The organism is uncultured Desulfovibrio sp., assembly GCF_944327235.1.
In the GTDB taxonomy this organism is placed as follows: Bacteria; Desulfobacterota; Desulfovibrionia; order Desulfovibrionales; family Desulfovibrionaceae; genus Desulfovibrio.
Genome location: NZ_CALVHE010000005.1, coordinates 1 through 22,322 on the forward strand (window position 1 = coordinate 1; position 22,322 = coordinate 22,322).

Here is a 22,322-nt window from a genome sequence, read left to right on the forward strand (position 1 = left end):
GAGTAGACATGGTAACCTCCGTCTCCATACCTACTCTTTTTTGAAGCGTATGGAAATAATGAGTCCTGACCCTAGGTTTTTGACTGCGCAAAGTGAAAGGAGATGGTACTGCAGATGCTCAGCGGCATCTGCCCGATCTTTTGACTTTGGAGACAGGCCCAATATGCAGACAAAACAGTGGAGTTCCTGAAATCGCCCCTCTGGAAGCAGGCTTCGCACAAGCTCCTGCACATCCGCATCCGGCGAAAACAGCAACCTGTCAAGGATGTCTTCGGCTTTTTTGCGTTCCAACTTGTCCCGGACGATGAGGTCGGCAATCTCCTTCATCACATCAACGAGCTTGAGTTGAAACGGCATGGCGAACAGAGGGAAACCCGCCGCCTCGGCCTGTTCCACCAGCTCCCGCGGGACATCCTCCAGATACTCGCTGCCGACAAGGATGACCAATCCCGCAAGATTGTTGCGGATACATTCATCAAGGACTCCGGGCAACATGGCTTGACCATGTTCAATGCCCGTGATGAACAACAGCTCTCCGCCGTGTACCCAAGGAGAGATCTCCACCGTCTGACCGATGTGGGGCCAGGTGATGGCGCGCTCCAGACCCTTTTCCCCCGCAAGCAGCCTGATGCTGGAAAAACTTTTCAACTTGAGGATGTCATTGCACGTTACCGTCATTGTTGCTCCATATGGCAGGTAAGGTACAAAAATCGTCTAAAAAAAACCGGCTTGCTGAGCGTCCAGCCAGAAAAACGGATCATATCGGAGTAAAACATACTTATCCGGCTCGTGAAAATCCTGCAAGCCTTGAGCCAATCATGATAAATAACAGGAGAAAATCATACTCCGCATCGTCGTTCCCCAAACGCAAGAATGAAGATGGGAGCATATGCACGAAGCGTTTTCGATGCCGAAGCGGGATAAAGCATCCCTAATACCGCTCCGGCATATAATGCGGCGGCAGTTCGTTTGCCGGTCCATTCCCCTGTTTGCTCATCTGTTCCCGCAGCAAACGCAGCAGCTGGCAGGCTTCCGCAAGCCGACGCTCCATATCGTCAAGCTGACGTTGCTGCTGCACGAGCGCTTCGTGCAGGGCCTCCAGGCGCTGCTCCTGAAAATACATCCCTTCTTCCAGCCGCGTCAGCCGCTCTTCGTGATCCGCCATTCTCTTGTCCCCCGAAACTGCCTGTGCTACAGCATGATGGTTTCCGAGCGTATCCAGCTCGCTGTACGACCCCGGCCACTCACGCAACCATTTCCCATACGCCCATGTCCGACGAGCCCACCGCCCCGTTCCGCAATCCCCTCAAGGGCCGTACCGGCCTTGTCCGTCTGCGCAACGCCCTGCGTTACTCCCTTGACGGCTACCGCGCCGCGTGGAAGGACGAGCAGGCCTTTCGCCAGATCATCGGCCTGTGCGTGCCGGGTCTTGTGCTGGCGGTGCTGTTCTGCCGCACCTGGGCGGAAGGCATCCTGCTTGTGCTGCCGCTGCTTTTTGCCGTCGTGGTGGAGCTGTGCAACAGCGCCATCGAAAATGTGGTGGATCGCATTTCTCCTGAGTGGCACCCGCTGGCCAAAAAAGCCAAGGACATGGGCAGCGCCGCGCAACTGACCGCGCAGCTCCTTATTGCGCTTGTCTGGGGCAGTTACCTGCTCGTCCGCATCTGCGCCTGAAGGCCGCGCCGTGTTTTTTTCTGAGAAAAGCAATTGAGGGAAGGGCAAACCCTTCCCTCCAAATCAACCAGGATAGTGTTAACGGGCCTAGAGCATTTTCAGTTTGAAACGCTTCGCGTTCCAAACCATACGGCCTGTCGTTTCGCGGAAAAAACGCGGTTTTTCCGCTCACTTTTGGCCGGGCGGCGCTGTGCTGCCGCCTCGCATTTTGCCTTTTTCAAAGGCAAAATGCTCTAAACGGCGGCCTCCAGCAGCATATTGTCCCGGTGGATGACTTCGGGATAGTGGGCGTCACCCAGGATGGCCGCCACTTCGATACGTTTGAGCCCCATGATCTTGCGCAGGTCCGGGGCGCTGTAGTTGCTCAGGCCCACGCCGAGGGTGGCGCTCCCGCCGTCCGCATTGAGACGGGCGATACGCACCAGCGCCCCCTGCTGGAAGTTGCCCTCCACCTGCCGCACGCCGCCGGGCAGCAGGCTGCCGCCCCGGTTTTGCAGGGCCTCCGCCGCGCCCGTGTCCACAAAGACCGTGCCCGTGGGGTCGGACTGGTAGGCAAGCCAGAACTTCCGGCGGGAGATGGCGTGCTCGGCCGGGCGTACCCATGTGCCCACATCTTCCCCGGCAAAGGCCCGGCACATGATGTTCGGCTGTCGGCCGGGCAGGATGAGCGTAGGCACGCCGAGCTGGGCGGCGCGACGGGCCGCGGTGAGCTTGGAATACATGCCGCCGGTGCCGACGGTGGTCTTGCCGCCGCACAGCTTGCCCAGATCCAGTTCGCCCACGTTCTCCACGCAGGGCATGACGCCGACGGTGGGATCTTCCTGCGGATTGCCCGCCAGCACGCCGGGAGCGGAGGTCAGGTTGATGAAGAGATCCGCGCCGGTCAGATTGACCAGCAGGCTGGAAAGACAGTCATTGTCCCCGAATTTCAGTTCCGCCACGGAAACGGTATCGTTCTCGTTGACGATGGGCAGGACATCCCATTGCAGCAGTTCGGCAAAGGTATTGCGCGCATTGAGGAAGCGCTGCCGCGCGCGCAGGTCGTCGCGGGTGAGCAGCACCTGCGCCGTGGGCAGGCCGTGGGGAGCAAAGGCCCTGTCCCAGGCCCGCATGAGCTGGCCCTGTCCGACGGCCGCGGCGGCCTGCCGGGCCGCAAGGCCCACCACGTCAAAATGGCGCTCATGCCGGGCAAGGGTGGCACGCCCCGCCGCCACGGCGGCCGAAGAGACAAGGATGAGACGCCGGGCCGGGCCGTCGCCGCAAGGGGCATCCGGCATACCGAGCCCGCCGCGCAGGGCCGCCATCTGGGTCGCGATATTTTCCAGCACCGCCGCGCAGAGGCCGGACGGATCCGTCAGCACGGCGCTGCCTATCTTGATGATCACGAGGCGGGCATGTGCCAGCGCCGCGCGCTTTTCCTCTCGCCAGTCCACAGGACGGGTCTTCATATGTCCTCCGGTCGGGGCCCGGTCGATCATTCTCTGGTGTAGACGACTTCGATATCCTCGAAATCGTCCTCTTCCGCCTCGGGAGCATCCCAGGCGCGATGCAGCGGGTCGTGCGTCTCCAGACTGTCACGCATACGCCAGAGTTCGGCCACCAGCGGCTCCAGTCCCTCACCCTCGCGCGCGGAGATGAAAAAGACCTGCCGCCCGTCGGCGGCGGCCCGCTCCCGCAGAGCTTCCAGCCGTTCGGACGTCACGAGGTCGATCTTGTTCACCACCTCGATCTGCCGTCGCTGACCGAGCTCTTCGCTGAAACGCCGCAACTCCTCGTTGATCAGTTCAAAACCGGCCCAGGGGTCATCATCGTTCACATCCTCGATGCTCAGGATGTGCACGAGAAAACGCGTCCGCTCCACATGTTTGAGGAAGCGATGCCCCAGGCCCTGCCCCTCGTGCGCCCCTTCGATGAGGCCGGGGATGTCAGCGATGACCATGCGGCGGTCGGGATCATATTCGTCGATCATGACCCCAAGATTGGGCGTCAGCGTGGTGAAGGGGTACGCCGCGATCTTGGGACGAGCGGCCGAGACCTGCGAGATGAAGGTGGACTTGCCGGCATTGGGCAGGCCCAGCAGACCGGCATCCGCCAGGATCTTGAGTTCAAGGCGCAGATCCACCACCTCGCCGGGCTCGCCGGGCTGGGCGAAACGCGGCGCGCGCATGGTAGAGGTCTTGAAATGTTCATTGCCCTTGCCGCCCCGGCCGCCCTGCGCCACCAGCACTTCCTGCCCGGCTTCGCTCAGGTCGGCCAGCAGTCGTTCGCCGTCCTCATCCACGGCATAGGCCAGCGTACCCACCGGCAGATCGAGCACAAGATCCTCGCCGTTCTTGCCGTCGCACTGGCTGCCCATGCCGGGCTGGCCGTTGCGGGCCTCGTACAGGCGCTTGAGCCGGAAATCATACAGAGAGAGCAGGCGGGGTTCGGCCCTCAGGATGACCGAACCGCCATTGCCGCCGTTGCCGCCATTGGGGCCGCCGCGCGGCACAAACTTTTCACGGCGGAAGGACACGCAGCCGTGTCCCCCCTTGCCGGCGCGTACCTGGATGCGGGCTTCGTCCACAAATCTCATGCGGGCTCCGTACCGTTGCGGGCAACGGCGGTAAAAAGGTTCTTGCGCACAGCGCGCAAACAGCAAAAGGGAAGAAGCCCTGCGGCCTCTTCCCCGAAAAATTGCCCCTGCCGCGACCGGATTAGTTGGCGGCGGGAACTTCCACGTGGACGCGAGTCAGCACACGACGCTTGCGGGTGTACTTTTCGTAACGCACCACGCCGTCCACCTTGGCGAACAGGGTGTAATCCCTGCCCATGCCCACGTTTTCACCGGGATAGATCCGGGTCCCAAGCTGACGCACGAGGATGTTGCCCGCCAGCACCTGCTGCCCGCCAAAACGCTTGACGCCGCGTCTTTGGCCCGCACTGTCGCGGCCGTTGCGCGAAGAGCCGCCTGCTTTTTTATGAGCCATGATTTACTCCTTGCTTGCGCGCCGGGGCGCGGCTAGCCGTTGATGCTCTTGACGCGAATGGTGGTGTAGTCCTGACGGTGACCGCGCAGCTTGCGCGAGTCATTGCGACGCCAGCGCTTGAAGACCATCACCTTGGCGCCGCGACCGTGTTCCACCACTTCGGCGGTAACAGCGGCATTGGCAACGTAGGGAGCGCCCACCTTGCACTGACCGCCGCCGATCATCAGCACCTTGTCCAGCGTGATCTCGCTGCCGGCCTGCGCGGACAGCTTTTCCACAACCACTTTGGAACCTTCTTCCACGCGGTACTGCTTACCGCCGGTTTCAATAATAGCGTACATGCTCGACCTCCGAAAAGAGAAAGGCTTTTTTGCCTCATTATTCACTGAATGTCAATGCGGCTTTTCCGTTTTGCCGCCGCTGGCTCTTAGCACGATTTGCGCGACATGGCAAGCGAAAGCCGCGTCCTTCCCTCATTTTCTCCGCTCCGCCGCTTGCGGCCCCGCCGCGAAATCCGTACAAAGGGGCATGACCGCAGATACCCCTCTCCTTGTCATCGAGGCGCTCGCCCACGATGGGCGCGGCATCGCCCGCACGCCGGACGGCGTCGTCTTCGTGTCCGACTGCCTTCCCGGACAGACGGTCAGGACCCGTCTGCTGCGGCGCAAGGCCAACTTTGCCGAAGCCTGCCGGGTGGAGCTCGTGCAGGCTGGCCCCGACGACCGCGCTCCGCTCTGCCCGCATCAGGCGCAGTGCGGCGGCTGCCCCTGGCAATGTCTTGCCCGCCCCGCCCAGCTCCGCTGGAAGGAGCAGCTTCTGCGGGACGCCCTGCAACGTATCGGCAGGCTGACGGCCCCTCCGCTGCTCCCCATCCTTGCCGATCCTCAGGAAACGCATTTCCGCAACAAGATGGAATTCGCCTTCGGCATGGCTTCGGACTCCGGTACGACTGACCGACAGGACGGCGCGCGCCTCTGTCTCGGCCTGCGGCAGCGCGGCGGCCTTGCGGTCGTCCCCGTGCCGGGATGCCGCCTTTTGCCGCCGGAAACGCTGACTGTCGTCCGCTCGGCGGAAGAGCTGGCGAGAGAGCTCTCGGCCGGGGATCCCCGTCTGACCGCCCATACGCCCGCTCCTCGCCCGCATCGGGGCGGACAGGGCAGAGCGGGGCGGGACAGGGGCAAGGGCTTCTGGCGCTTCCTCACCCTGCGGCGCGGGCTTGCGCCACAGTGCGGGCTGACGCCTCAGGAAGCCCTCGACAGGCCGGAGGACTGGCGGATCTGGGCCGTCTGTCTGACCAGTCCCGGCGATGCCCGGCAGCGCCGCGTCGTGCGCACGCTGGGTGAACGCCTGCTCGCGCGCCATCCGCATCTTGCCGGATTCCTCCACGAAGAACGCCAGCGGGACGATGCCCTGGCCCAGGGCGAGCGGCGCGTCTTTCGTCTGGGTGCGGACGGTGGGGAAGGGGAGGAGGCCGGACTGTTTCGTCTACCGCTGGGAGGCCAGTGGTTCACGCTGGATGCGGCATCTTTTTTTCAGGTCAATACGGATGCGGCGCAGCTGCTTGCCCGCGAAGTGCTGGACCAGCTGCTGCCCGCTCTGTGCGGAAGGGCGGCGGATGCGCGGGACCTCCCAGCATCGGGCCGCCTGCTGGATCTCTATTGCGGCGTGGGGGCGCCGGGGCTGCTCGCGGCGCGCCACGTCTCCGAGACCTGCGGACTCGAATATGATGCGCGCGCCGTCCGCCTGGCCCGTCGCAACGCCGCGGCCCTCGGCTGCCGGGGCGTCTGGCAAGCCGGGGATGCCGGGAAGCTCCTGAGCGAGAGGGCGGATGCGCCCGGCAGCTTTGACGCCGCCCTGGTGGATCCACCGCGGGCCGGGATGGATGCCGTGGTACGCGAACACCTGTTGCGTCTGCGGCCGCCGCATATCCTGCTCGTTTCCTGCAATCCCGCCACGCTGGCGCGAGACGCCGCCTGCATGGCGCAGGACTACGAACCACTGGCCATCCGGCCCGTGGATCTTTTCCCGCACACGCCGCATCTGGAGTCCGTCAGCCTCTGGCGACGCCGTTAGGTCCTGTTAATATTATCCTTTCTTGTTTGGGGGAAGGCGGCCCCCTCGCTCTGCTGTCGATGTCCGTTACAACAATAAACTGCGCATGGCGTTACCAGCTCCCAAGGCACGCCGAGCATTGTACATTGACGATTTTGGCTGCCGCTGGTACGGTATCAGGCGACCATTGGCAGGTGCGGCATGGTCCGCCGGACGACAGACGCGGGGGTCGCATGTCCTTCAGGGAAATTTTGCAGCAACAGCAGCGCGGCCTCGAATTCATGGGGAATGTCGGGGTCATTGGGCTGCATATGGTCAGCGGGCCGCTGGTGGGCGTCGCCATTGGATATGGTCTGGACGCCTGGCTGGGGACCGGCCCCTGGTGCAAGCTGGTCTTCCTGCTCGTGGGCATCGGCGCGGGTTTCCTCAATGTGTATCGGGACAGCCGCCGTTTGCTGGACCGCATGGCGCGTGAGGATGCGCGACGCAAGGGAACACGGGACGACGCGCAAGCCACGGAGGACGGCGCGCCGCAGGGACAGCCGCCCGTGACTGGCGGAGAGCAGAGGCATGAACGCCCCTGAGACCCTTAGCGCCATATCGGCCCGACTGGACGGCTGGCTGTGGCGGCGGGGCATCCGTCATATGCAGATACTGCCCCTGCTGCGGAACCTTCTGCTGGCTTCCGCGCTGTTGTTGCTGGCGGGCGGCCTGATCGTCACGCTGGGGCTTGGTCCGTCCGTGCTCTGGGCCGGGACGGGCTGCACGCTGATGACATGGATTTTCTGGGAGCTGGCGCGTTTTTTTCTTCGCCGTTCCCTGAATGATGACGGCATGGCGGTGCTGCCCCTGCTGCTGTTGCGCTGGGGGCTGCGCCTGATCGTCGGGGCCGGTGTGGTCTATCTGGTCCTCATCGTGGGCAGGGCCTCCCCGATGGCCTTCGTGGCCGGGCTGGTGCTTGCCGAGATCATTGCCCTTGTCAGTTACGTTCGCGCCGGAAGGCGCTGAACCCATACCGGCGTCGTCCGGCAGGGACGACGCATACGAGGAGGCTCCTATGGCTGGTGGTTTGCCGCATCCGGTACTGCTTTCCACCTTTCTGGACATGGATGAAGTCATCATCAATGGTCAGGCGGTGGAATTCAAGCATGTCTTTTACTCCTGGGTCTGCATGGCCGTCCTCTTCATTCTGGCTTTCATCGTTCGCCGCCGCCTCACGCTGGTGCCGGGACGCCTGCAGAATGTCTTTGAGGCCATCGTCGATACCATAGAGAATTTCGTCTGCGGCAGCATGGGCGAGGCGGGACGCAAGTTCGTCCCCCTGCTGGCGGGCATCTTCATCTATATCTTCTCCATGAACATCATGGGCCTGATCCCGGGCCTCGACGCGCCTACGGCCAACCTGAACACCACGGTCTGCATGGCCCTCTTCGTGCTCGTCTTTTACAATGCCGTCGGTCTGTGGAAGTGGAAGGCGCATTACGTCCATCATTTCACCGGCCCCTCCAAGTTCCTCGTGCCGCTCATGTTCCCGCTGGAGATCGTGTCGCACCTCTCGCGCCCGGTCTCGCTTTCTCTCCGTCTTTTCGGCAATATCCGCGGCGAAGAGATCGTCATGATCCTCTTCTTCGTCATGGCGCCTATCCTGGGGACCATCCCGATCTACGCCCTCTTCCTGCTCGGCAAGACCATGCAGGCCTTCGTCTTCTTCATCCTGACGATGGTCTACATCAAGGGCGCGCTGGAAGCCCCGGAACATTAGACCCGTCCATCTGTGGGGAATGGTCGCTTGCGACCCAACAATAAACCGTTCTAGGAGTTCACGATGCGCAAACTTCTTCTCACCCTGCTGAATACGGTGGCTCTGCTCGGCATGGCCAGCATGGCCTTCGCCGCCAACCAGCTTGATTCCGCCTCCCTCGGTACGGCCTGCCTGGCCGCCGCTCTGGGCATCGGCATCGCCGCTTTCGGCTGCGCCATCGGCATGGGCCTCGGCCTCAAGGGCGCCACCGAAGGCATCTCCCGCAATCCCGACGCCAGCGGCAAAGTGACCGGTACCATGATCCTGGCCTTCGCCTTCATCGAATCGCTGGCCATTTACGCGCTGGTCATCAGCTTCATCCTGCTGTACGCCAACCCCTACGCGTAGTCTCCGGGCATCACGACATGTCCAGGGGGGCTTCGGCCCCCCTTTTTTTTATGCCCGCCGCGCGAGCATCTCGTGTCCTGTCCTGCGGGAAGGTATCGCAATGAAAACCTTTTTCATATTTGGTCCCAGCTCTTCCCTTGCGTGGTGAAAAAAATTGCAGTACGTTTGCAAAAACTTTATTTCACAACAGAGCAGGCGGCTCTCCCACAGGACACTTTCATGGTCAACCAGCCCAAGAGCAAACATATCCCCCGCGCCACCATCCAGCGCCTTGCCACCTATGTGCAGGTGCTGGAAAACCTTTCCCGCGACGGGGTAGAGGTCATTTCGTCCAATCCTCTGGCCGAGGCTTGCGGCGTCAACGGCTCACAAGTCCGCAAGGATCTTGCCTACTTCGGGGAATTCGGCATACGCGGCGTGGGCTATCATGTGACCTCCCTCATCGCCTCCATCACCTCGGCGCTGGGGGTCGACCGTGAATGGCGCATGGCGCTGGTCGGTGTGGGCAATCTGGGCAAGGCCATCCTCAACCACGGCGAGTTCCGCGCCCGCGGCTTCAACATCGTCGGCATCTTCGATTGCGATCCCTTCAAGATCGGGGAGATCGTGCATGGTCTGGAAGTGCATTGCACCAAGGATCTGCGGAGCATCGTGACCGAGCAGCATATCGAGATCGGCATCATCACCACGCCGCCGGAACGGGCCCAGCGGGCGGCGCAGCATCTCATGGATGCCGGGCTCACCAGCATACTCAACTTCGCGCCCGCCCGTATCAAGGTCCCCGAACACGTCACCGTCGAATATGTGGACTTTTTTCACCACCTCTATTCGCTGGCTTTCAAGCACCATCAGGAACATGCCTGATGTCTGTCGCCGTCAGATCGGCAGCCTGACGGAACGCTATCTGGACGCCCTGTCCTTCCTCAGCCGCCTCGTCACACGTCCCGGCCAGACGGAACGGCGTTTTCAGGACTGTCTCCCGGCCTTTGCGCCCGCCGGTCTGACGCTGGGTCTGCTGTGGACCGCTCTCGCCCTTGCGGCGTTGTGCTTTGCCGTCGCCGCCGGCGTCTCCGCCGCGCTTTGCCCCTTTGTGGCAGGGTGGATCTGGATGCTGGCCCTGCTCTGGACCACGCGCGCCCTGCACTGGGACGGCGTGGCGGATCTGGCCGACGCCTGCGGTAGCGGGACCACAGGAGAACGCTTCTGGCAGATCATGCGCGACAGCCGCCTGGGGGCCTTCGGCGCATTGGCCGTCTGTTCGGGTTTGGCCGGTTGCCTCCTGCTCGCTGCCGCACATCTTGAGCAGGGCAATTGGGCCCTGCTTGCGCTGGCTCCCGCCTGGGGACGCTCCTGCTCGCTCCTGCTCGCGGCCTCCGCGCCCCCCCAGGGGGGCGGCAGTCTCGGCAAGCTGGTCTGTTCCGCCATGACGCCGCGTCTTGTGCGCCAACAACGGATCTGGCTGGCGGCCATAGTCCTGCTGGTCTGGCTGACCGGCGTCCCCGTCCCGCAAATGCTGCTCCTGCTGGCGGGCCAGTGGCTGCTGCAGAACAAACTGCGCCGGACCGCCCTTGCCCACGGTGGCCTTTCCGGGGATTTTCTGGGAGCGACTATCGAACTGGCGCAGCTCTGGTTCCTGCTGGCGCTGTTATAACTGTCGCTCGCGCGGGTCGGCGTTTTGCCGCAACCAACGCTGTTCACGATTACCACCGCAAGGAGGCCCGCATGGATTTCAAGGCTCTGGTCACCGCGGCACGCACCTGCCGCCGCTTTGAGGAGGACACCCCCCTGCATATGAGCGATCTGGAATGGTTGGCGGACTGCGCCCGCCTCACGCCGTCCGCCCGTAACGCGCAGGTCCTGCGCTATGTGCTGATCGCCGGGCGAATGGTCTCCGACATCCTGCCGCTGACGGTCTGGGCGGGTGCGCTCAAGGACTGGGGCGGCCCGCATCCCGGCGAGCGCCCCACCGGCTTCATGGCTCTGCTTGTCCCTGAGGAAGCACGCGAACTGACCTTCATAGATGCGGGCATCGCCGCGCAGACCATACAGCTCGCGGCCACCTCGCGCGGCTGGGGCTGCTGCATCATCGCCAGCTTCCAGAAGAACCGTCTGCAGGAGCTGCTCGACATCCCCGCAGGCTACAAGATCGAACTCATGCTCGGACTGGGCGTGGCCAAGGAAGAACGGCGCGTCGTCCCCCTGCCGGAGGACGGTTCCGTCAGCTACTGGCGGGATGCGGAAGGCGTCCACTATGTGCCCAAGCGTGATCTGGACGACTGCATCGTCGGTCGCTTCCGCGATGAGGACGGGGATTAGGCTGTATTGACGAAAATTTCACAAATCGCTTAACGCCCAAGACAAGTCGACTCTACCTGTACATCTCGCTTGCTGTGGCGAGTCTTGGCCGTGTGCCTATCCTTTCCCTGTCAGCGATCTGGGGAAAGGATAGGAGGTTTGACGGGAAGGATGACAAGAGCGGCATTTTCATTTCCTGCGAAATGGCTGGGTCGTCCTGCGCCGACGGCGACCAAAGACGGCCGCAGGCCGTGCCCGTTAGAGCAATTCCACATTGAAAATGTGGATTGCTCTGGTAGTCGCGAGAGCGACTACCCGCAACCGAACACACGGAAAAACCACGCTTTTTCCGTAGTGTGAGGGCAGCGTCAGCATTGAAATTGGACGCAATTTCAATGCGAATCCGCTCTAGATGACGCGGAGACATGCGGGCATCGACATCCCCCAAAACACCGCACAGCATCAACAGACTCCAGAACATATTCAGTTTGAAGCGCTTCGCGTTTCCACCCACACGGTCATTTCGCGGAAAAAACGCGCTTTTCCGCTCATTTTTGGCCGGGCGGCATAGCAAGCCCCGTGAAAAAGAAGCTGCCGGGAAAGAAGGACGTGTCCTCTTTTCCCGGCAGCTTTTCTTTTGCGGTCAAGCTCGCGCCTGTGCCTGCTCCCGTTCAAAGGGCGGTGGCGGCCGCCAGCGCCAGAACAGCAGGAGCAAGGGGACCAGCCCGGCAAGTTCGGCCACTTCCCGCCAGGTGACGAGCGAGAGCCCGTACCAGAGCGCGAGACACGCCCCGATGGCCAGCAACATGAGCCCCCACTGCCGCAAGCTCATGGGGCGGGCCACCCATTGGAAATAGCCTACCGTCAGGATGGCCACCCAGACCTTGGTGATGGTGAGCGTAAGGGCCGCACCCTCCAGCGGCTGCCACGAAATGAGCACCATGCAGCAACAGATATTGACGAGGAGGCCGCTCCAGTAAAAGCACAACAGCAATCTGTGCTTGCGCATACCGATCATGGCATAGGCCGCCAGATTATGCAAGAAGGCCGTAGCCAGACAGGGCGTGAGCAGGCGTTGCGCCGTGGCGGCATCCGCATATTCCGGCCCATAGATAAGAGGGAGGAAGCGGTCGCTCTCCACACAGATGAGAAAGATCACCGGCAGGGCGGCCGCCCAGAGCGAGCGGGCCGTCTGACCGGCAAGCTGTCGGAAGGCCTCGCGGTTCTCCCGCCAGTAGCGAGCCAGCAGGGGGAAGATGACCTTGCCGAGCAGGGCGCTGGACACCAGCACGGATAGCCCCTCCACTGTCTCCCAGGCCACGCTGTAGGCCCCCACCGCCGTGGTGGAATTCTGATTGAGGAAAAAGACGTTGATCTTGTTGTAGCACATGGTGCAGGCGGCCATGAGCGTGAAGATGACGCCGCTGCGCATCTTGACCGCCAGATCCTTGAGCCCGGCCAGCGTCAGCCGCCGCAAAGGATTATGGCCAAGCGCACAGACGGCCATACCGGCACAGCAGACGGATTCGATGGGTTTGTACAGCGCGATGGCCAGCATGGGGAACTGGCACACGACGCAAACGATCCCGTAGCCGATGCCGAAGAGGGCCGAGGGGATGCGGATACGCATCTCCACGTCCTGCCGCCCGCGCGCCTGACAGAGCGCGAAAAAGGAATCCGTGACGCCGTCCAGACCAAAGCCCGCCGCAATGAGCAGCATCACGAGGCGCTGCTCCAGCGGGAAGGGCAGGACGAGCACCCAGGTGACCGCAAGCGCAATGAACAAAAAGAAGCACTTGAGCCAGGTCACCTGCCCCAGCAGCACGCGGGGCCGCCCGTCCCGACGGGCAAAGGACGAGAGCAGGAAGTCGTTGAGCCCCACGTCGGCGGCGGTCTTGACCAGATAGCCCGCCGCCAGCGCCGTGGCGAGCTGGCCCATCATGTCCTTGCTGTAGCGCGCCAGCAGGATGGTGAAGATGGTCCACGAGAGATCCCGCGTCCACTGCGCGCCAAGGATATAGCCCAGTTGCCGGGTGATTCGGGTAAGCTTCATGCCCTACTTGTTGAACAGGACGATGGCCTTGAAGCCGGGCTTAAGCTCCAGCGTCGGATTGGGGACCGTGAGCTCCACCGTGTAGTAGGAGGGATTGCCGACGCTCATGTCCGTGGACGCCCAGGATATCTCGCTCACCGTGGCCATGAATTCCTTGTCCCGCAGGGAAGGTATCTGCACGGTGGCCACGTCGTCCACGGCGATGCTGTTCACGTCCGCCTCATACACGGGCACCCGGATGAGCACCGGGTTGAGCTGCCCCACGCTGACGGGCGTGCTGCCCTGACCGAGCAGAGCGCCGGGACTGGTTTCAGCCGTCACGGCGAGGACGTAGCCCTTGATGGGCGACGTGAGGGTCAGGGTCTCCGGCAACTCGCCGCGGGGATCGAGCTTCTGCCCGAAATAGCCTTCCAGCTCCTCCAGTCGGGCGGCGAAGGTCTTTTCCCGCTTTTCGATGGCGAGTTCGAGCAGGTCGATGCGGCGCTGGATGCTTTCATAACTGGCTTCGAGGCGGGAAGACGCCTGACGCGACCCCAGACCGGAGGCCGCCAGTTGCCGGGCCTTGTTGCGCTGGGCCTCGATCTCGGTCTGCTGCTGACGCAGGCTCAGGATCTGGCCGCGTTCCTCCTCGGTGCCCGCCCCGGTGATCAGCTCGCGCTGCAGTACGCGGGCCGCTTCCTCCTGGAGATGATAACGCAACAGGGGGGCCCCCTGTTCAACGGCATCGCCGGGCCGGACAAGCACCTCGTCCACGATGCCGTTGAACGGCATGGGCGCGGCGCGGGTCACCGTCGTGACCACTTTGCCGGTCAGCCGGACCTCGGCCGCCGGGACGGCATGGACGCAACTCAGGGCAAGGCATACGGCCAACAGGCCGGAACATAGCGTACGACGCATGATCTATTCTCCACCGGGCAGGCCCAGGAAGCTTTCTTGCAACAGGCTTGCCACGTACATCCATTCAAGGTTCGCAAGGCGGTATTCCAGTTCCGCCTCGATACGCGCGATCTGCGACTGGATCAGAGCCTCCTGCTGCCGCGTCACTTCCGGCAGCTCGGTCAGACCCTGCTCAAAGGAGACTCTCGCCTCCGTGAACTGCATCTTGGCGGTCTCCTGATTGAGACGGGCCAGGCGCAGATTGGTCTCGGCCAGGGAAACACGCTGCTCGGCCTGCAGCCAGGTATTGGAATAGTCCGTCCGCTTGCGGGCCTGCTGGTTGAAAGCCTGCGCCTTCTGCATACGGGCCGTCTGCACGCCGCGGTAGCGCCGTCCCCAGTCGATGAGCGGGAATTCAAAGGTCAGGTGCAGGAAGGTATCGTCCGTGCCGCCGACGGGCTGAGCCTGACCGGCCGGCGGGGTGTTGTTGATGTCGATACGCATGTCCGGCACATAGGCGGCCCAGGCGACCATGATGTTGTAGTCCGCCAGCTTGATCTGGCTGCGCAGCAGGAGATCGTCCTCGCCCTTGCTCCAGCGGTCTTCCCACTTGAGCTTGCGCCCGTCAAAGCCCTTGAGGATGGATTCCGCGGATTGGGTATCCACGTTCAGCTTCTGCTGCGGATCCACCCCGGCCAGGATCTTCAATTCGGTCAGCTGGATGACTTCCTGCATCTTGGCTTTTTCCAGGCGCAGCTCCAGTTCCCGCTCATGCTGCGTGGCCAGGTTGAGGGAGACCCCCTGACGGCCGTCCACGCTCTCAAGCTGTTTCCAGTAGGCGGTGAGTTCCTTGGCCACGGGCAGGAGCTTTTCCTGCTCGGCAAGGATGAGGCGCTGGGCGTGCAGGCGCATGTAGGCGCTCGCGATCTTGTAGATGGCTTCGCCCACGGCCTTGCGGTGCGTGGAGATGGCCAGGTTGACCATGAGCCTCTGCACCTGATGTTCAAAATAGGTGGCTACCGGATTGGGGAAAGCCGCGGAAAATCCCACGCGCAGCTTGGTGCGCGCGTAGTCGCCGGGGATGTCGGGCTCGTTCTTGTTGTAAGCGGTGAGGTTGTTGGTGATGGCCAGACTCATGCGCGGTTCGGGCAGATATTTCCAGACGGCATCCGTCAGAGCCACGCGCTTGATCTCCAGATTCACCGCGCTGTTGACCAGGAGGGGAGACTGCTGGATGGTCAGATAGACGCAGTCTTCAAAGGTGAATTTCTTGGCCGGGTCATAGAGGTTGGTCACCACGGCGTCGAGCTTGCCTTTTTTCTCCACCGGAACGCCGGGCGTTTCTTCCAGCCAGTGCCGCGCGGGCAGCTCCGGCGCATCCATGCCCGCCTTGCTGGAAGCGCAGGCCGTCAGCCCGGCTCCCAGACACAACAGGGCAACAGCCAACAGGCGACTTGTTCTTTTCATCTTCCCCACTCCTTGACCCCGAAAAAGCGACATCCATCTCCTCTTTTTCGGCTCATCGCGCGCAACTATCCGGCGCACTCACGCCTGCACCGGCAAGCTTCGTTCAAATTCCATCTGATTGAGCGTCAGCAACGCTCTCCCGCAGGCATCGCAGATCTGGGCGTCAAAACGCCTTAGCTGCCCAGTTCGCCAGCCGCAGCGCAGTTCCAGCACAGCCGCCTGCCTATCGTCAGGGCCGGCGAAACGGATAAAGCCGATGCCCGTCATGCGCCATGCCGCCGTGCCGTCATCGAACCATTTTTCCTGCGCCAGCCATGCGCCCTGTTCCACGGCATCGACCAGCCGCAGGAGGCTTGTATATCCAGAAACGCCTTCCGGGGCAACGGCCTTGCCGTCCAGAGCGAAACGCACGGTCGGCCACGCTTCTCCCCGGTCGCCGCCAGCCTTGAACATCTGTCCATCCGGCAGGACCTCGCCAAGCAGACGAGAAGCGGCCCCGATGGCGCGGCGTCCATAGAAACCGGCAAGCCCGCCGTCCCCATCCGCCCATGTCCCCTCCGTATCCGCGTCGCTCCCGCTCTCCCAGAGCGCGGGCAGTCCGGCTGCCGTACGTCCCAGCAGGGCCATACCTTCCATGACGGACAGCCAGCGATCCGTATGGCGTCCGTTGTCGGTCAGGCCGCGAGCTTCCAGGCGGCAATGGCACATGCGGGTCATGACGCCGTCCTGCCGCAGCCAGCTTCGGGCGCGGATGTCCAGACGGGTCTCCCGCGTGATCCCCGGCGGCAAGGGCAACGGTTCGCCCAGACGCACGTCGCACAAGCCGTTGGGATACAGCCACGGATAAGCGATGCGCGCGCCGTCGAGCAGGGAACGCAGGGCCTGGCTCGGCGGCAGGCAGGGCAGATCCGTCTCCGACCCGCCACCGCAGTCGGCCAGCCACGGCCGGGCATAGCGCGAAAACTCTCCACTCAGCAGGAAATCCCGTCCCGATGCCGTACGCGGCGGCTCCTGCCGGGCAAACAGTCCCGGAAAGACTTCCGGCCGTTCCCGCCAGGGCTGCAGGCGTAGCCCGGCTTCCCCCACCGCCTGGGGCAGGAGGCCGCCGAGACATTCCGCCCGCGCCCAGAGGACGGGCGACTCGCAGGCCAGGAGGATCTCCCGCGCGAACATGTCCCCCCACTCCTGGGCCAGAGGCGGCAGGCCATCCTCCAGGATGCCTATCACGGCCGGAGCGTCCGGCGACTGGACGGCGGTAGTGAAAGCTTCCAGCTCTTCAGGAAGGAGCACGCGGATACGCCGGAGCCAGAGCGCTTCCGTGTCGTCCCGCTCCCGCAGCACGCGCAACGCCTCGCCCTCAGCCTCCGTGTCGCACGGACCGTCCAGCAAACAGCCGGAAAGCGCCATGCACTCCTCACGCAGGAAAGCCAGCCCGACCCGCAAGAAATCCGCCGCGGACGCTCCTTCCCCGGCTCCCGTCGCCGGATCAAGACAGCGCACCGAGCAACCCAGCCGCTCCAACCGTCGGCAAGCCGTCTCGCAGGCAGGCGGGATGATCAGCGTCTGTCCCAGCGCGGCCAATCCTTCCAGCAGCCGGGCGGCGCGCTCTCCGTCATCGCTCCAGACCAGCACAGCGCCGTCGGGCCGCACGCCCGGACCGTGCGATACGGGATCCCAGGCCGCCGGACGCCAGTGTCCATCCGCGTCGGCGGCATACCGCAGGAAGGGCCGCCGGTCCAGCGCGTCCGCCGGACCAGCCCGGTCCACGGCCTCCGCATCCGTCGCGGCCGTCCCCGCCGGAACGGAGGAAAGCCCCACGGCGGCCAGCAGATCGCCCACCGTCATCACTCCCATGAGCGCCTCGAAGGAGACGCTGCGGCCCAGCACCGTTTCCAGTTGCTGCACCAGCAGCGGGAAACGGCTGGAACGCAGGGAAAGGTCATAGCGCAGGTCCCATTGCGGCGTCACGCTGCCGGCGGGCAGTCCCGCCGTTTCCTCAAGCAGGGCAACGATCCGACGCGCCAGCGGCCCCAGCGGGGGCATATCGGTCACCGGCCGCGAAGCGGGAGAGACAGGCCCGGCGGCCGGAACGGCCGCGCCTTCCCAGCGGGCCGCATGAGCCTTCAGACCGACGGCGGGGAGATGCCCCAGCGCATAGAGCTGGGCGCAGGTCCGGCGCAGCCCCTCGGCCTCATGTCCCTTGCGGGAGGCCGAAAGGCACAGGCTGCGCGGCTCGATGTCCGTCACAAGGCCGCACAGGGTATCCTGCGGGCCAAGCTCCACGAAATGCCGTATGCCATCCCGCGTCCACATCTGCCGGACGCACTCCACCCAGCGCACGGCATTTTCATCAAGATCGGCTATGTATTCGCAGATCTCCCGCTGCTGTTGCGGATAGAAACCCGTGGTGACGCAACTCAGCAAGGGAAGTTGCGGAGACTGCATGGCCAGCGCGTTGAGCCGCCGCAGGGACATGTCCCGCAAAACGCGCATGGCCGGATGGTGGAAAGCCAGACTGACGTTGAGCATGATGGCGGGCAGACGCTGCTTGCGGAAGTGCTTGCGGGCTTCCATGAGCATGTCGCGCGGCCCGCTGACGATATACTGCTTCGGCGTATTGTAGTTGGAGACGTAAAGGGCAGGCCAGAGGCGGCGCGCTTCCTCGATGAGTTGCGCCTCGGCGTGCACGGCCATCATGCCCGTCTCCCTCGTGGCGCGAGCCTCGAGCTCCGACATGTGTTGCGCGCGGGTATCCAGGATGTACCAGGCCGTCTCCGGGGCATAGACCCCCGCGAGGCAAAGGGCGATGAGTTCACCGAGGCTGTGGCCGCAAAGCAGAGACGGCTTCAGGCCCAGCGAGGCCAAATGGCTCCACTGCGCGTATTCCAGCAGGAAAAGGTAGGGCTGCTGCCAGCGCGTCAGGCCGATCTTTTCCTCGTCCCGCTCGTCGAGCAGGGAGAGCACGTCCCAGTCGGCCACGGCGGCCAGGCGGTCCATGGCCGCGCGGGCAGCCGGGAACTGATCGTACAGTTCGCGCCCCATGCCCGGCCAGACGCTCCCCTGTCCACAACACATGACCGCCAACGGCTCGGCCTGTCCGTCCCCCAGCCAGACGCCCCGCTGTCCAAGATCGCGCAGCGCCGCCTCCCGCACCTGCTCCTCGGCGGCAAAGGGGGCACGTCCCACGGCGAGCAGCGCCTCCCGCCAGTCGGAGCGGCTCGCCCCCACACGGTATGTCTTGCCCGCTTCCGTGATCTCCGCACAGGAGATGCCCTCCAGCGTCAGCGGCGTCACGGCGGCCAGAGCACGGGCACGTTGCGTGTCCGATCCTCTGCCCAGCAGCCAGAGGGCGCGCCGCCCGTCCTCCTCATGATGGAAAAAGACGCATCCGGCCAGACTTTCGGCCAGTGCGTCGGCCAGCTCGCGCAAGAGCGCCGCGCAGTCTCGGCTGTCGGAAGAGAGCGGCCGCACTTGCGGCCGCGGCAGTCCGGCGGCCTCGCAGGCCTCGGCCAGCGCGGCCTGGAGCTGCCCGGCCTCGTCGGTCGCGGATGCCGCGCACCACCAGATATCCCGATGCGCGAGACCTTCGCGAAAGGCGCGGACCTCGTCGAGCAGGGCGGAAAGACAGGACGACAGCTCCCCCTCCGCGAGCGGCAGGGGACGAACTGCCACCAGAACAAGTGACACAGGCAGGGAGGCGATCTGATTCATGCTGATTTGCTGGAGAAAAGAGGGTTCTTCCTCCAGTATGCCAAGAAGAGTCCCCTTAGTCCAGAGAGGCGACTGCGGGAAAATTTCCGGCCAGACGGGCATCCCGGCAATTCACTTGCCATATGCCGTCACATAAGTTACGCTGAATTGATACAAATTTGCAGCAAGGGACGGGGAGCCGCTCTCGCTTACCCTCCCATATCTATTTTTTAAGGATATGACAGCATGAAAGACCCGCAAACCTCCCAGGCCGCCGCATCTGAAAGCGTCGCATCCGGCTTCAACCGTATGCGCTCCAAACTTTCATTTGCCCGTCTTGTGGAAATGGGCGCCAAGATGGGCCTGGACAACCCCCTCTTTCTCTGCCATGACCGTGCCGCCAAGGCGACGGCCCAGATAGACGGCAAGGAATATCTCAATTTTTCCACATATGATTATCTGGATCTCAACACGCACCCGGAGATCACCGAAGCCGTCACCGAAGCCGCGCGCCTCTTCGGCTCCTCCGCCGGGGCCAGCCGCCTCGTGGGCGGGGAGCGTCCCCCGCACCGGCAGCTTGAGCAGGCCGTTGCTCGCCTTTACGGCGTGGAGGACTGCATCGCCTATGTGAGCGGCCATGCCACCAACGTCTCCACGCTGGGCTTCATGTTCGGGCCGCGCGACGCCATCTTTTATGACGGTCTGGCTCACAATTCCCTCATGCAGGGGGCGCGTCTTTCCGGGGCGGAGCGCTACTCCTATACCCACAATGATTGCGATGCGCTGGAAAGCCTGCTCAAGGCCCACCGCGACAAGCACAAGCGCGCCGTCATCGTGACCGAAGGGCTGTTCAGCATGGACGGGAACATCCCGGACCTGCCCCGGCTCATCCGGCTCAAGAAACAGTACGATTGCATGTTGCTCGTGGACGAGGCGCATTCCTTCGGCGTACTCGGCGCGACCGGTCGCGGCGCCCACGAATATTTCGGCATCGACGCCAATGAAGTGGACATGTGGATGAGCACCCTCAGCAAGAGCATGTGCGGCTGCGGCGGCTTCATCGCGGGCAGCAGCGAGATCGTGGAGTTCCTCCGCTACGGTTCGCCGGGATTCGTGTTCAGCGTCGGTATGCCGCCCATCGTGGCCGCAGCCTGCAACAAGGCGCTGGAACTCATGCTGCGCGAGCCGGAACGTGTCCACAAGCTGCAGCGCATCAGCCAGTATTTCCTTGAATATGCCCAGAGCAAGGGGCTGGATACCGGCGCGGCCCAGGGATACGCCATCGTGCCCGTCATGGTGGGAGACTCCATGGCCGCGGGCTTTCTGGCCAACCTGCTCTTCAAGCGCGGGCTGTATGTCATGCCCATCACCTTCCCGGCCGTCAAGGAAGGGGAGGCCCGCCTGCGCTTCTTCCTCTCCGCCGCCCATTCCGAAGAACAGATACGGCAGGCGCTGGACGCCGTGGCGGAAGAGCTGCCCAAGGCACGGGAAATCATCGCCAACTACAAGCGGGAACATATCGAGGATCCCGCGGACGACTAGGGCCTTTTGGCGTTGAAAAAGGCAAAATGCGTAGCGGCGGCACAGCGCCGCCCTGCCCAACGTGAACGGGAAAACCGTATTTTTTCCGCGAAACGACAGGCCGTATGGTTTGGGACGCGAAGCGTTTCAAACTGAAAATGCTCTAGCTGTCGGGGCCGGGCGTCGCCGCTCCGGCCCTTCCTCTTTTTCCGGCCGTTGCGCCGTTCAGGAGTCGCCATGTCCACGGATTCCGCCACGCCTTCCCCTGCCTCCCCGGACTCCGACCTGTCGAGACGGTTGCCGCGGACGGCCTATGTGCTGCTCTGGTTCCCGCTTTCTTCCGAAACATTCATCTTCCGGGAAGTACAGCGTCTTGCCGCGCTGGGCATGTCCTTGCGCGTCTACACCATGTACGGCAAGCGTCTCAAGGGCAGCAGCGAAGAGATGCGGCAATGCCCACTGCCGACCATGCGGCTGGGGATGCGGAACACCTTCCGTATCCTCGGCGCGTTCTTCCGCGCGCTGGGCCGCAATCCCGGCGCTGTCTGGCAGCTCATGCGCGAGGGGCTTTTCCGGCGTATGCGCAACCTTGAGGCGCTGGGAGAAAACGTCTGGTGCTTCCTGGCCGGTTTCCTGCTGGCGGAGCAGGCGCGGCGCGATCAGGTGGAATTGCTGCATTCGGCTTGGGGCAATGGTTGCGCCACGGCCGTGTGGGTGGCCTCGCGGGTATCGGGCATCCCCTTCGCCTTTACCGGACGGGCGGGCGACATCTACCCACAGGACGGCATCCTGCGCGAAAAATGCCGTGATGCCCTGTTCATCCGCACCAACAATCTGGCCAATGTGCCGTGGCTGCAAAGTTTCTGCCCGGACGACGAACAGGACAAGGTGCACGCCGTCTACAATGGACTGACCCTTGCCCAGCGCACGGAATGCGAGATGCCGTTCACGCCTCCCTATCGCCTGCTGGCGGTGGGGCGCTTTTGCCGCACCAAGGGCTTCCCCGAACTGCTGACCATGATGGCCCGCCTGCGCCGCGAGGGCGTTCCTGTGCATCTCACGCTGGTCGGTGACGGCGGCTGGCGGCGCAAGCTGCAGGCCATGCGCCGCCGTCTGGATCTGGAAGGCGTGGTGGATATGCCGGGCTTCGTGCCCAACGACCGCATCCGGGAGTATATGCGCAGCCACGACATGCTCGTGGTGCCCAGCGTGGTGCATACCAACGGCGACCGGGACGGCATCCCCAACGTCATCATGGAAGCGCTTTCCTGCCGTATGCCGGTGGTGGCCACCGACGTCTGCGGCATACGGGAAGTGGTGGAGGACGGCGTGACCGGTCTGCTGGTCCCCCAGCGCGACCCCGCCGCGCTGGCCGATGCCGTGCGCAGGATGCTTTCCGACAGGGAAGCGGCGCAACGCATGGCCGAAGCGGGGCGTCAACGGGTATTGCGCATGTTCGACAGCGAGACCAACATCCGGGAGCTGGCGGGACTCTATGCCGAGCAATATGCCGAGTGGCGGGCCTCGCGCCCCGATGTCTGGCTTTTTACCCGCAGCCTGCCGCAGGACGATTAGG

General features: G+C 63.6%; 21 protein-coding genes. 11 read left to right on the forward strand and 10 right to left on the reverse strand.

Features of this window, described 5'->3' with window-relative positions; all coding sequences use genetic code 11:
- Positions 1-30: 30 nt before the first annotated feature.
- Positions 31-678, reverse strand: coding sequence for a PucR family transcriptional regulator ligand-binding domain-containing protein (locus Q0K00_RS01565; RefSeq protein ID WP_297226830.1), 648 nt, complete (start codon positions 676-678; stop codon positions 31-33).
- Between the two features lie 253 nt (positions 679-931).
- Positions 932-1,165: a SlyX family protein gene (locus Q0K00_RS01570; RefSeq protein ID WP_297226832.1), complete on the reverse strand. Its 234-nt coding sequence runs from the start codon at positions 1,163-1,165 to the stop codon at positions 932-934.
- Between the two features lie 104 nt (positions 1,166-1,269).
- Between Q0K00_RS01570 and Q0K00_RS01575 the strand changes: the two genes are divergently transcribed.
- Positions 1,270-1,674: a diacylglycerol kinase gene (locus tag Q0K00_RS01575; protein ID WP_297226834.1), complete on the forward strand. Its 405-nt coding sequence runs from the start codon at positions 1,270-1,272 to the stop codon at positions 1,672-1,674.
- A 233-nt stretch (positions 1,675-1,907) separates the two neighbouring features.
- On the opposite strand, the gene proB is transcribed toward Q0K00_RS01575, so the two are convergent.
- The 4 genes from proB to rplU all read right to left on the reverse strand — a co-directional run bounded on the left by proB (position 1,908) and on the right by rplU (position 4,984).
- Entirely contained in the window at positions 1,908-3,107 is a 1,200-nt protein-coding gene (gene proB, locus Q0K00_RS01580; RefSeq protein ID WP_297226919.1) for a glutamate 5-kinase, read from the reverse strand.
- Positions 3,108-3,148: 41 nt separating this feature from the next.
- Positions 3,149-4,249 carry a GTPase ObgE gene (gene obgE, locus Q0K00_RS01585; RefSeq protein ID WP_297226836.1) on the reverse strand — a complete coding sequence of 367 codons (1,101 nt, stop codon included), beginning with the start codon at positions 4,247-4,249 and terminating at the stop codon, positions 3,149-3,151.
- A gap of 121 nt (positions 4,250-4,370) precedes the next feature.
- Positions 4,371-4,643 carry a 50S ribosomal protein L27 gene (gene rpmA / locus Q0K00_RS01590; protein ID WP_297226838.1) on the reverse strand — a complete coding sequence of 91 codons (273 nt, stop codon included), beginning with the start codon at positions 4,641-4,643 and terminating at the stop codon, positions 4,371-4,373.
- A 32-nt stretch (positions 4,644-4,675) separates the two neighbouring features.
- Positions 4,676-4,984 carry a 50S ribosomal protein L21 gene (rplU, locus tag Q0K00_RS01595; RefSeq protein ID WP_297226841.1) on the reverse strand — a complete coding sequence of 103 codons (309 nt, stop codon included), beginning with the start codon at positions 4,982-4,984 and terminating at the stop codon, positions 4,676-4,678.
- A gap of 187 nt (positions 4,985-5,171) precedes the next feature.
- Here rplU and Q0K00_RS01600 point away from each other — a divergent pair, with 187 nt between their 5' ends.
- From Q0K00_RS01600 to Q0K00_RS01635, 8 genes are all read left to right on the forward strand, one after another.
- Positions 5,172-6,716 carry an RsmD family RNA methyltransferase gene (locus tag Q0K00_RS01600; RefSeq protein ID WP_297226843.1) on the forward strand — a complete coding sequence of 515 codons (1,545 nt, stop codon included), beginning with the start codon at positions 5,172-5,174 and terminating at the stop codon, positions 6,714-6,716.
- A 212-nt stretch (positions 6,717-6,928) separates the two neighbouring features.
- A complete protein-coding gene (locus Q0K00_RS01605; protein WP_297226845.1) occupies positions 6,929-7,279 on the forward strand; it encodes an AtpZ/AtpI family protein in 351 nt (116 codons plus the stop codon).
- On the forward strand, positions 7,266-7,703 hold the full coding sequence (locus tag Q0K00_RS01610) for a hypothetical protein (protein WP_297226847.1): 438 nt from the start codon (positions 7,266-7,268) through the stop codon (positions 7,701-7,703). Before Q0K00_RS01605 ends, Q0K00_RS01610 begins: the two co-directional genes overlap by 14 nt.
- 49 nt (positions 7,704-7,752) lie before the next feature.
- On the forward strand, positions 7,753-8,457 hold the full coding sequence (gene atpB / locus Q0K00_RS01615) for a F0F1 ATP synthase subunit A (protein ID WP_297226849.1): 705 nt from the start codon (positions 7,753-7,755) through the stop codon (positions 8,455-8,457).
- Positions 8,458-8,520: 63 nt separating this feature from the next.
- Positions 8,521-8,844 (forward strand): ATP synthase F0 subunit C, encoded by a 324-nt coding sequence (atpE, locus tag Q0K00_RS01620; protein WP_297226851.1) that lies wholly within the window; start codon positions 8,521-8,523, stop codon positions 8,842-8,844.
- Positions 8,845-9,063: 219 nt separating this feature from the next.
- Positions 9,064-9,708, forward strand: coding sequence for a redox-sensing transcriptional repressor Rex (locus tag Q0K00_RS01625; RefSeq protein ID WP_297226853.1), 645 nt, complete (start codon positions 9,064-9,066; stop codon positions 9,706-9,708).
- On the forward strand, positions 9,701-10,495 hold the full coding sequence (locus Q0K00_RS01630; RefSeq protein WP_297226855.1) for an adenosylcobinamide-GDP ribazoletransferase: 795 nt from the start codon (positions 9,701-9,703) through the stop codon (positions 10,493-10,495). Before Q0K00_RS01625 ends, Q0K00_RS01630 begins: the two co-directional genes overlap by 8 nt.
- Positions 10,496-10,566: 71 nt before the next feature.
- Entirely contained in the window at positions 10,567-11,160 is a 594-nt protein-coding gene (locus Q0K00_RS01635; RefSeq protein ID WP_297226857.1) for a nitroreductase family protein, read from the forward strand.
- 622 nt (positions 11,161-11,782) lie between these two features.
- On the opposite strand, the gene Q0K00_RS01640 is transcribed toward Q0K00_RS01635, so the two are convergent.
- The 4 genes from Q0K00_RS01640 to Q0K00_RS01655 form a co-directional block, all read right to left on the reverse strand.
- Positions 11,783-13,192 (reverse strand): oligosaccharide flippase family protein, encoded by a 1,410-nt coding sequence (locus tag Q0K00_RS01640; protein WP_297226859.1) that lies wholly within the window; start codon positions 13,190-13,192, stop codon positions 11,783-11,785.
- A 3-nt stretch (positions 13,193-13,195) separates the two neighbouring features.
- The gene (locus tag Q0K00_RS01645) at positions 13,196-14,089 is read right to left on the reverse strand and encodes an efflux RND transporter periplasmic adaptor subunit (RefSeq protein ID WP_297226861.1); all 894 of its coding nucleotides are present in this window, start codon (positions 14,087-14,089) and stop codon (positions 13,196-13,198) included.
- Positions 14,090-14,092: 3 nt separating this feature from the next.
- A complete protein-coding gene (locus tag Q0K00_RS01650; protein ID WP_297226863.1) occupies positions 14,093-15,535 on the reverse strand; it encodes a TolC family protein in 1,443 nt (480 codons plus the stop codon).
- Positions 15,536-15,613: 78 nt separating this feature from the next.
- A complete protein-coding gene (locus tag Q0K00_RS01655) occupies positions 15,614-19,246 on the reverse strand; it encodes an acyltransferase domain-containing protein (protein WP_297226865.1) in 3,633 nt (1,210 codons plus the stop codon).
- A 225-nt stretch (positions 19,247-19,471) separates the two neighbouring features.
- Between Q0K00_RS01655 and Q0K00_RS01660 the strand changes: the two genes are divergently transcribed.
- Entirely contained in the window at positions 19,472-20,767 is a 1,296-nt protein-coding gene (locus tag Q0K00_RS01660) for an aminotransferase class I/II-fold pyridoxal phosphate-dependent enzyme (protein ID WP_297226867.1), read from the forward strand.
- A gap of 216 nt (positions 20,768-20,983) precedes the next feature.
- Entirely contained in the window at positions 20,984-22,321 is a 1,338-nt protein-coding gene (locus tag Q0K00_RS01665) for a glycosyltransferase family 4 protein (RefSeq protein ID WP_297226869.1), read from the forward strand.
- Position 22,322: the final 1 nt, after the last annotated feature.

Coding starts and splice junctions, on each gene's coding strand:
- Q0K00_RS01565 (WP_297226830.1), bottom strand. CDS start 678: ATGACGGTAACGTGCAATGACATCCTCAAGTTGAAAAGTTTTTCCAGC.
- Q0K00_RS01570 (WP_297226832.1), bottom strand. CDS start 1,165: ATGGCGGATCACGAAGAGCGGCTGACGCGGCTGGAAGAAGGGATGTAT.
- Q0K00_RS01575 (WP_297226834.1), top strand. CDS start 1,270: ATGTCCGACGAGCCCACCGCCCCGTTCCGCAATCCCCTCAAGGGCCGT.
- obgE (WP_297226836.1), bottom strand. CDS start 4,249: ATGAGATTTGTGGACGAAGCCCGCATCCAGGTACGCGCCGGCAAGGGG.
- rpmA (WP_297226838.1), bottom strand. CDS start 4,643: ATGGCTCATAAAAAAGCAGGCGGCTCTTCGCGCAACGGCCGCGACAGT.
- rplU (WP_297226841.1), bottom strand. CDS start 4,984: ATGTACGCTATTATTGAAACCGGCGGTAAGCAGTACCGCGTGGAAGAA.
- Q0K00_RS01600 (WP_297226843.1), top strand. CDS start 5,172: ATGACCGCAGATACCCCTCTCCTTGTCATCGAGGCGCTCGCCCACGAT.
- Q0K00_RS01605 (WP_297226845.1), top strand. CDS start 6,929: ATGTCCTTCAGGGAAATTTTGCAGCAACAGCAGCGCGGCCTCGAATTC.
- Q0K00_RS01610 (WP_297226847.1), top strand. CDS start 7,266: ATGAACGCCCCTGAGACCCTTAGCGCCATATCGGCCCGACTGGACGGC.
- atpB (WP_297226849.1), top strand. CDS start 7,753: ATGGCTGGTGGTTTGCCGCATCCGGTACTGCTTTCCACCTTTCTGGAC.
- atpE (WP_297226851.1), top strand. CDS start 8,521: ATGCGCAAACTTCTTCTCACCCTGCTGAATACGGTGGCTCTGCTCGGC.
- Q0K00_RS01625 (WP_297226853.1), top strand. CDS start 9,064: ATGGTCAACCAGCCCAAGAGCAAACATATCCCCCGCGCCACCATCCAG.
- Q0K00_RS01630 (WP_297226855.1), top strand. CDS start 9,701: ATGCCTGATGTCTGTCGCCGTCAGATCGGCAGCCTGACGGAACGCTAT.
- Q0K00_RS01635 (WP_297226857.1), top strand. CDS start 10,567: ATGGATTTCAAGGCTCTGGTCACCGCGGCACGCACCTGCCGCCGCTTT.
- Q0K00_RS01640 (WP_297226859.1), bottom strand. CDS start 13,192: ATGAAGCTTACCCGAATCACCCGGCAACTGGGCTATATCCTTGGCGCG.
- Q0K00_RS01645 (WP_297226861.1), bottom strand. CDS start 14,089: ATGCGTCGTACGCTATGTTCCGGCCTGTTGGCCGTATGCCTTGCCCTG.
- Q0K00_RS01650 (WP_297226863.1), bottom strand. CDS start 15,535: ATGAAAAGAACAAGTCGCCTGTTGGCTGTTGCCCTGTTGTGTCTGGGA.
- Q0K00_RS01655 (WP_297226865.1), bottom strand. CDS start 19,246: ATGAATCAGATCGCCTCCCTGCCTGTGTCACTTGTTCTGGTGGCAGTT.
- Q0K00_RS01660 (WP_297226867.1), top strand. CDS start 19,472: ATGAAAGACCCGCAAACCTCCCAGGCCGCCGCATCTGAAAGCGTCGCA.
- Q0K00_RS01665 (WP_297226869.1), top strand. CDS start 20,984: ATGTCCACGGATTCCGCCACGCCTTCCCCTGCCTCCCCGGACTCCGAC.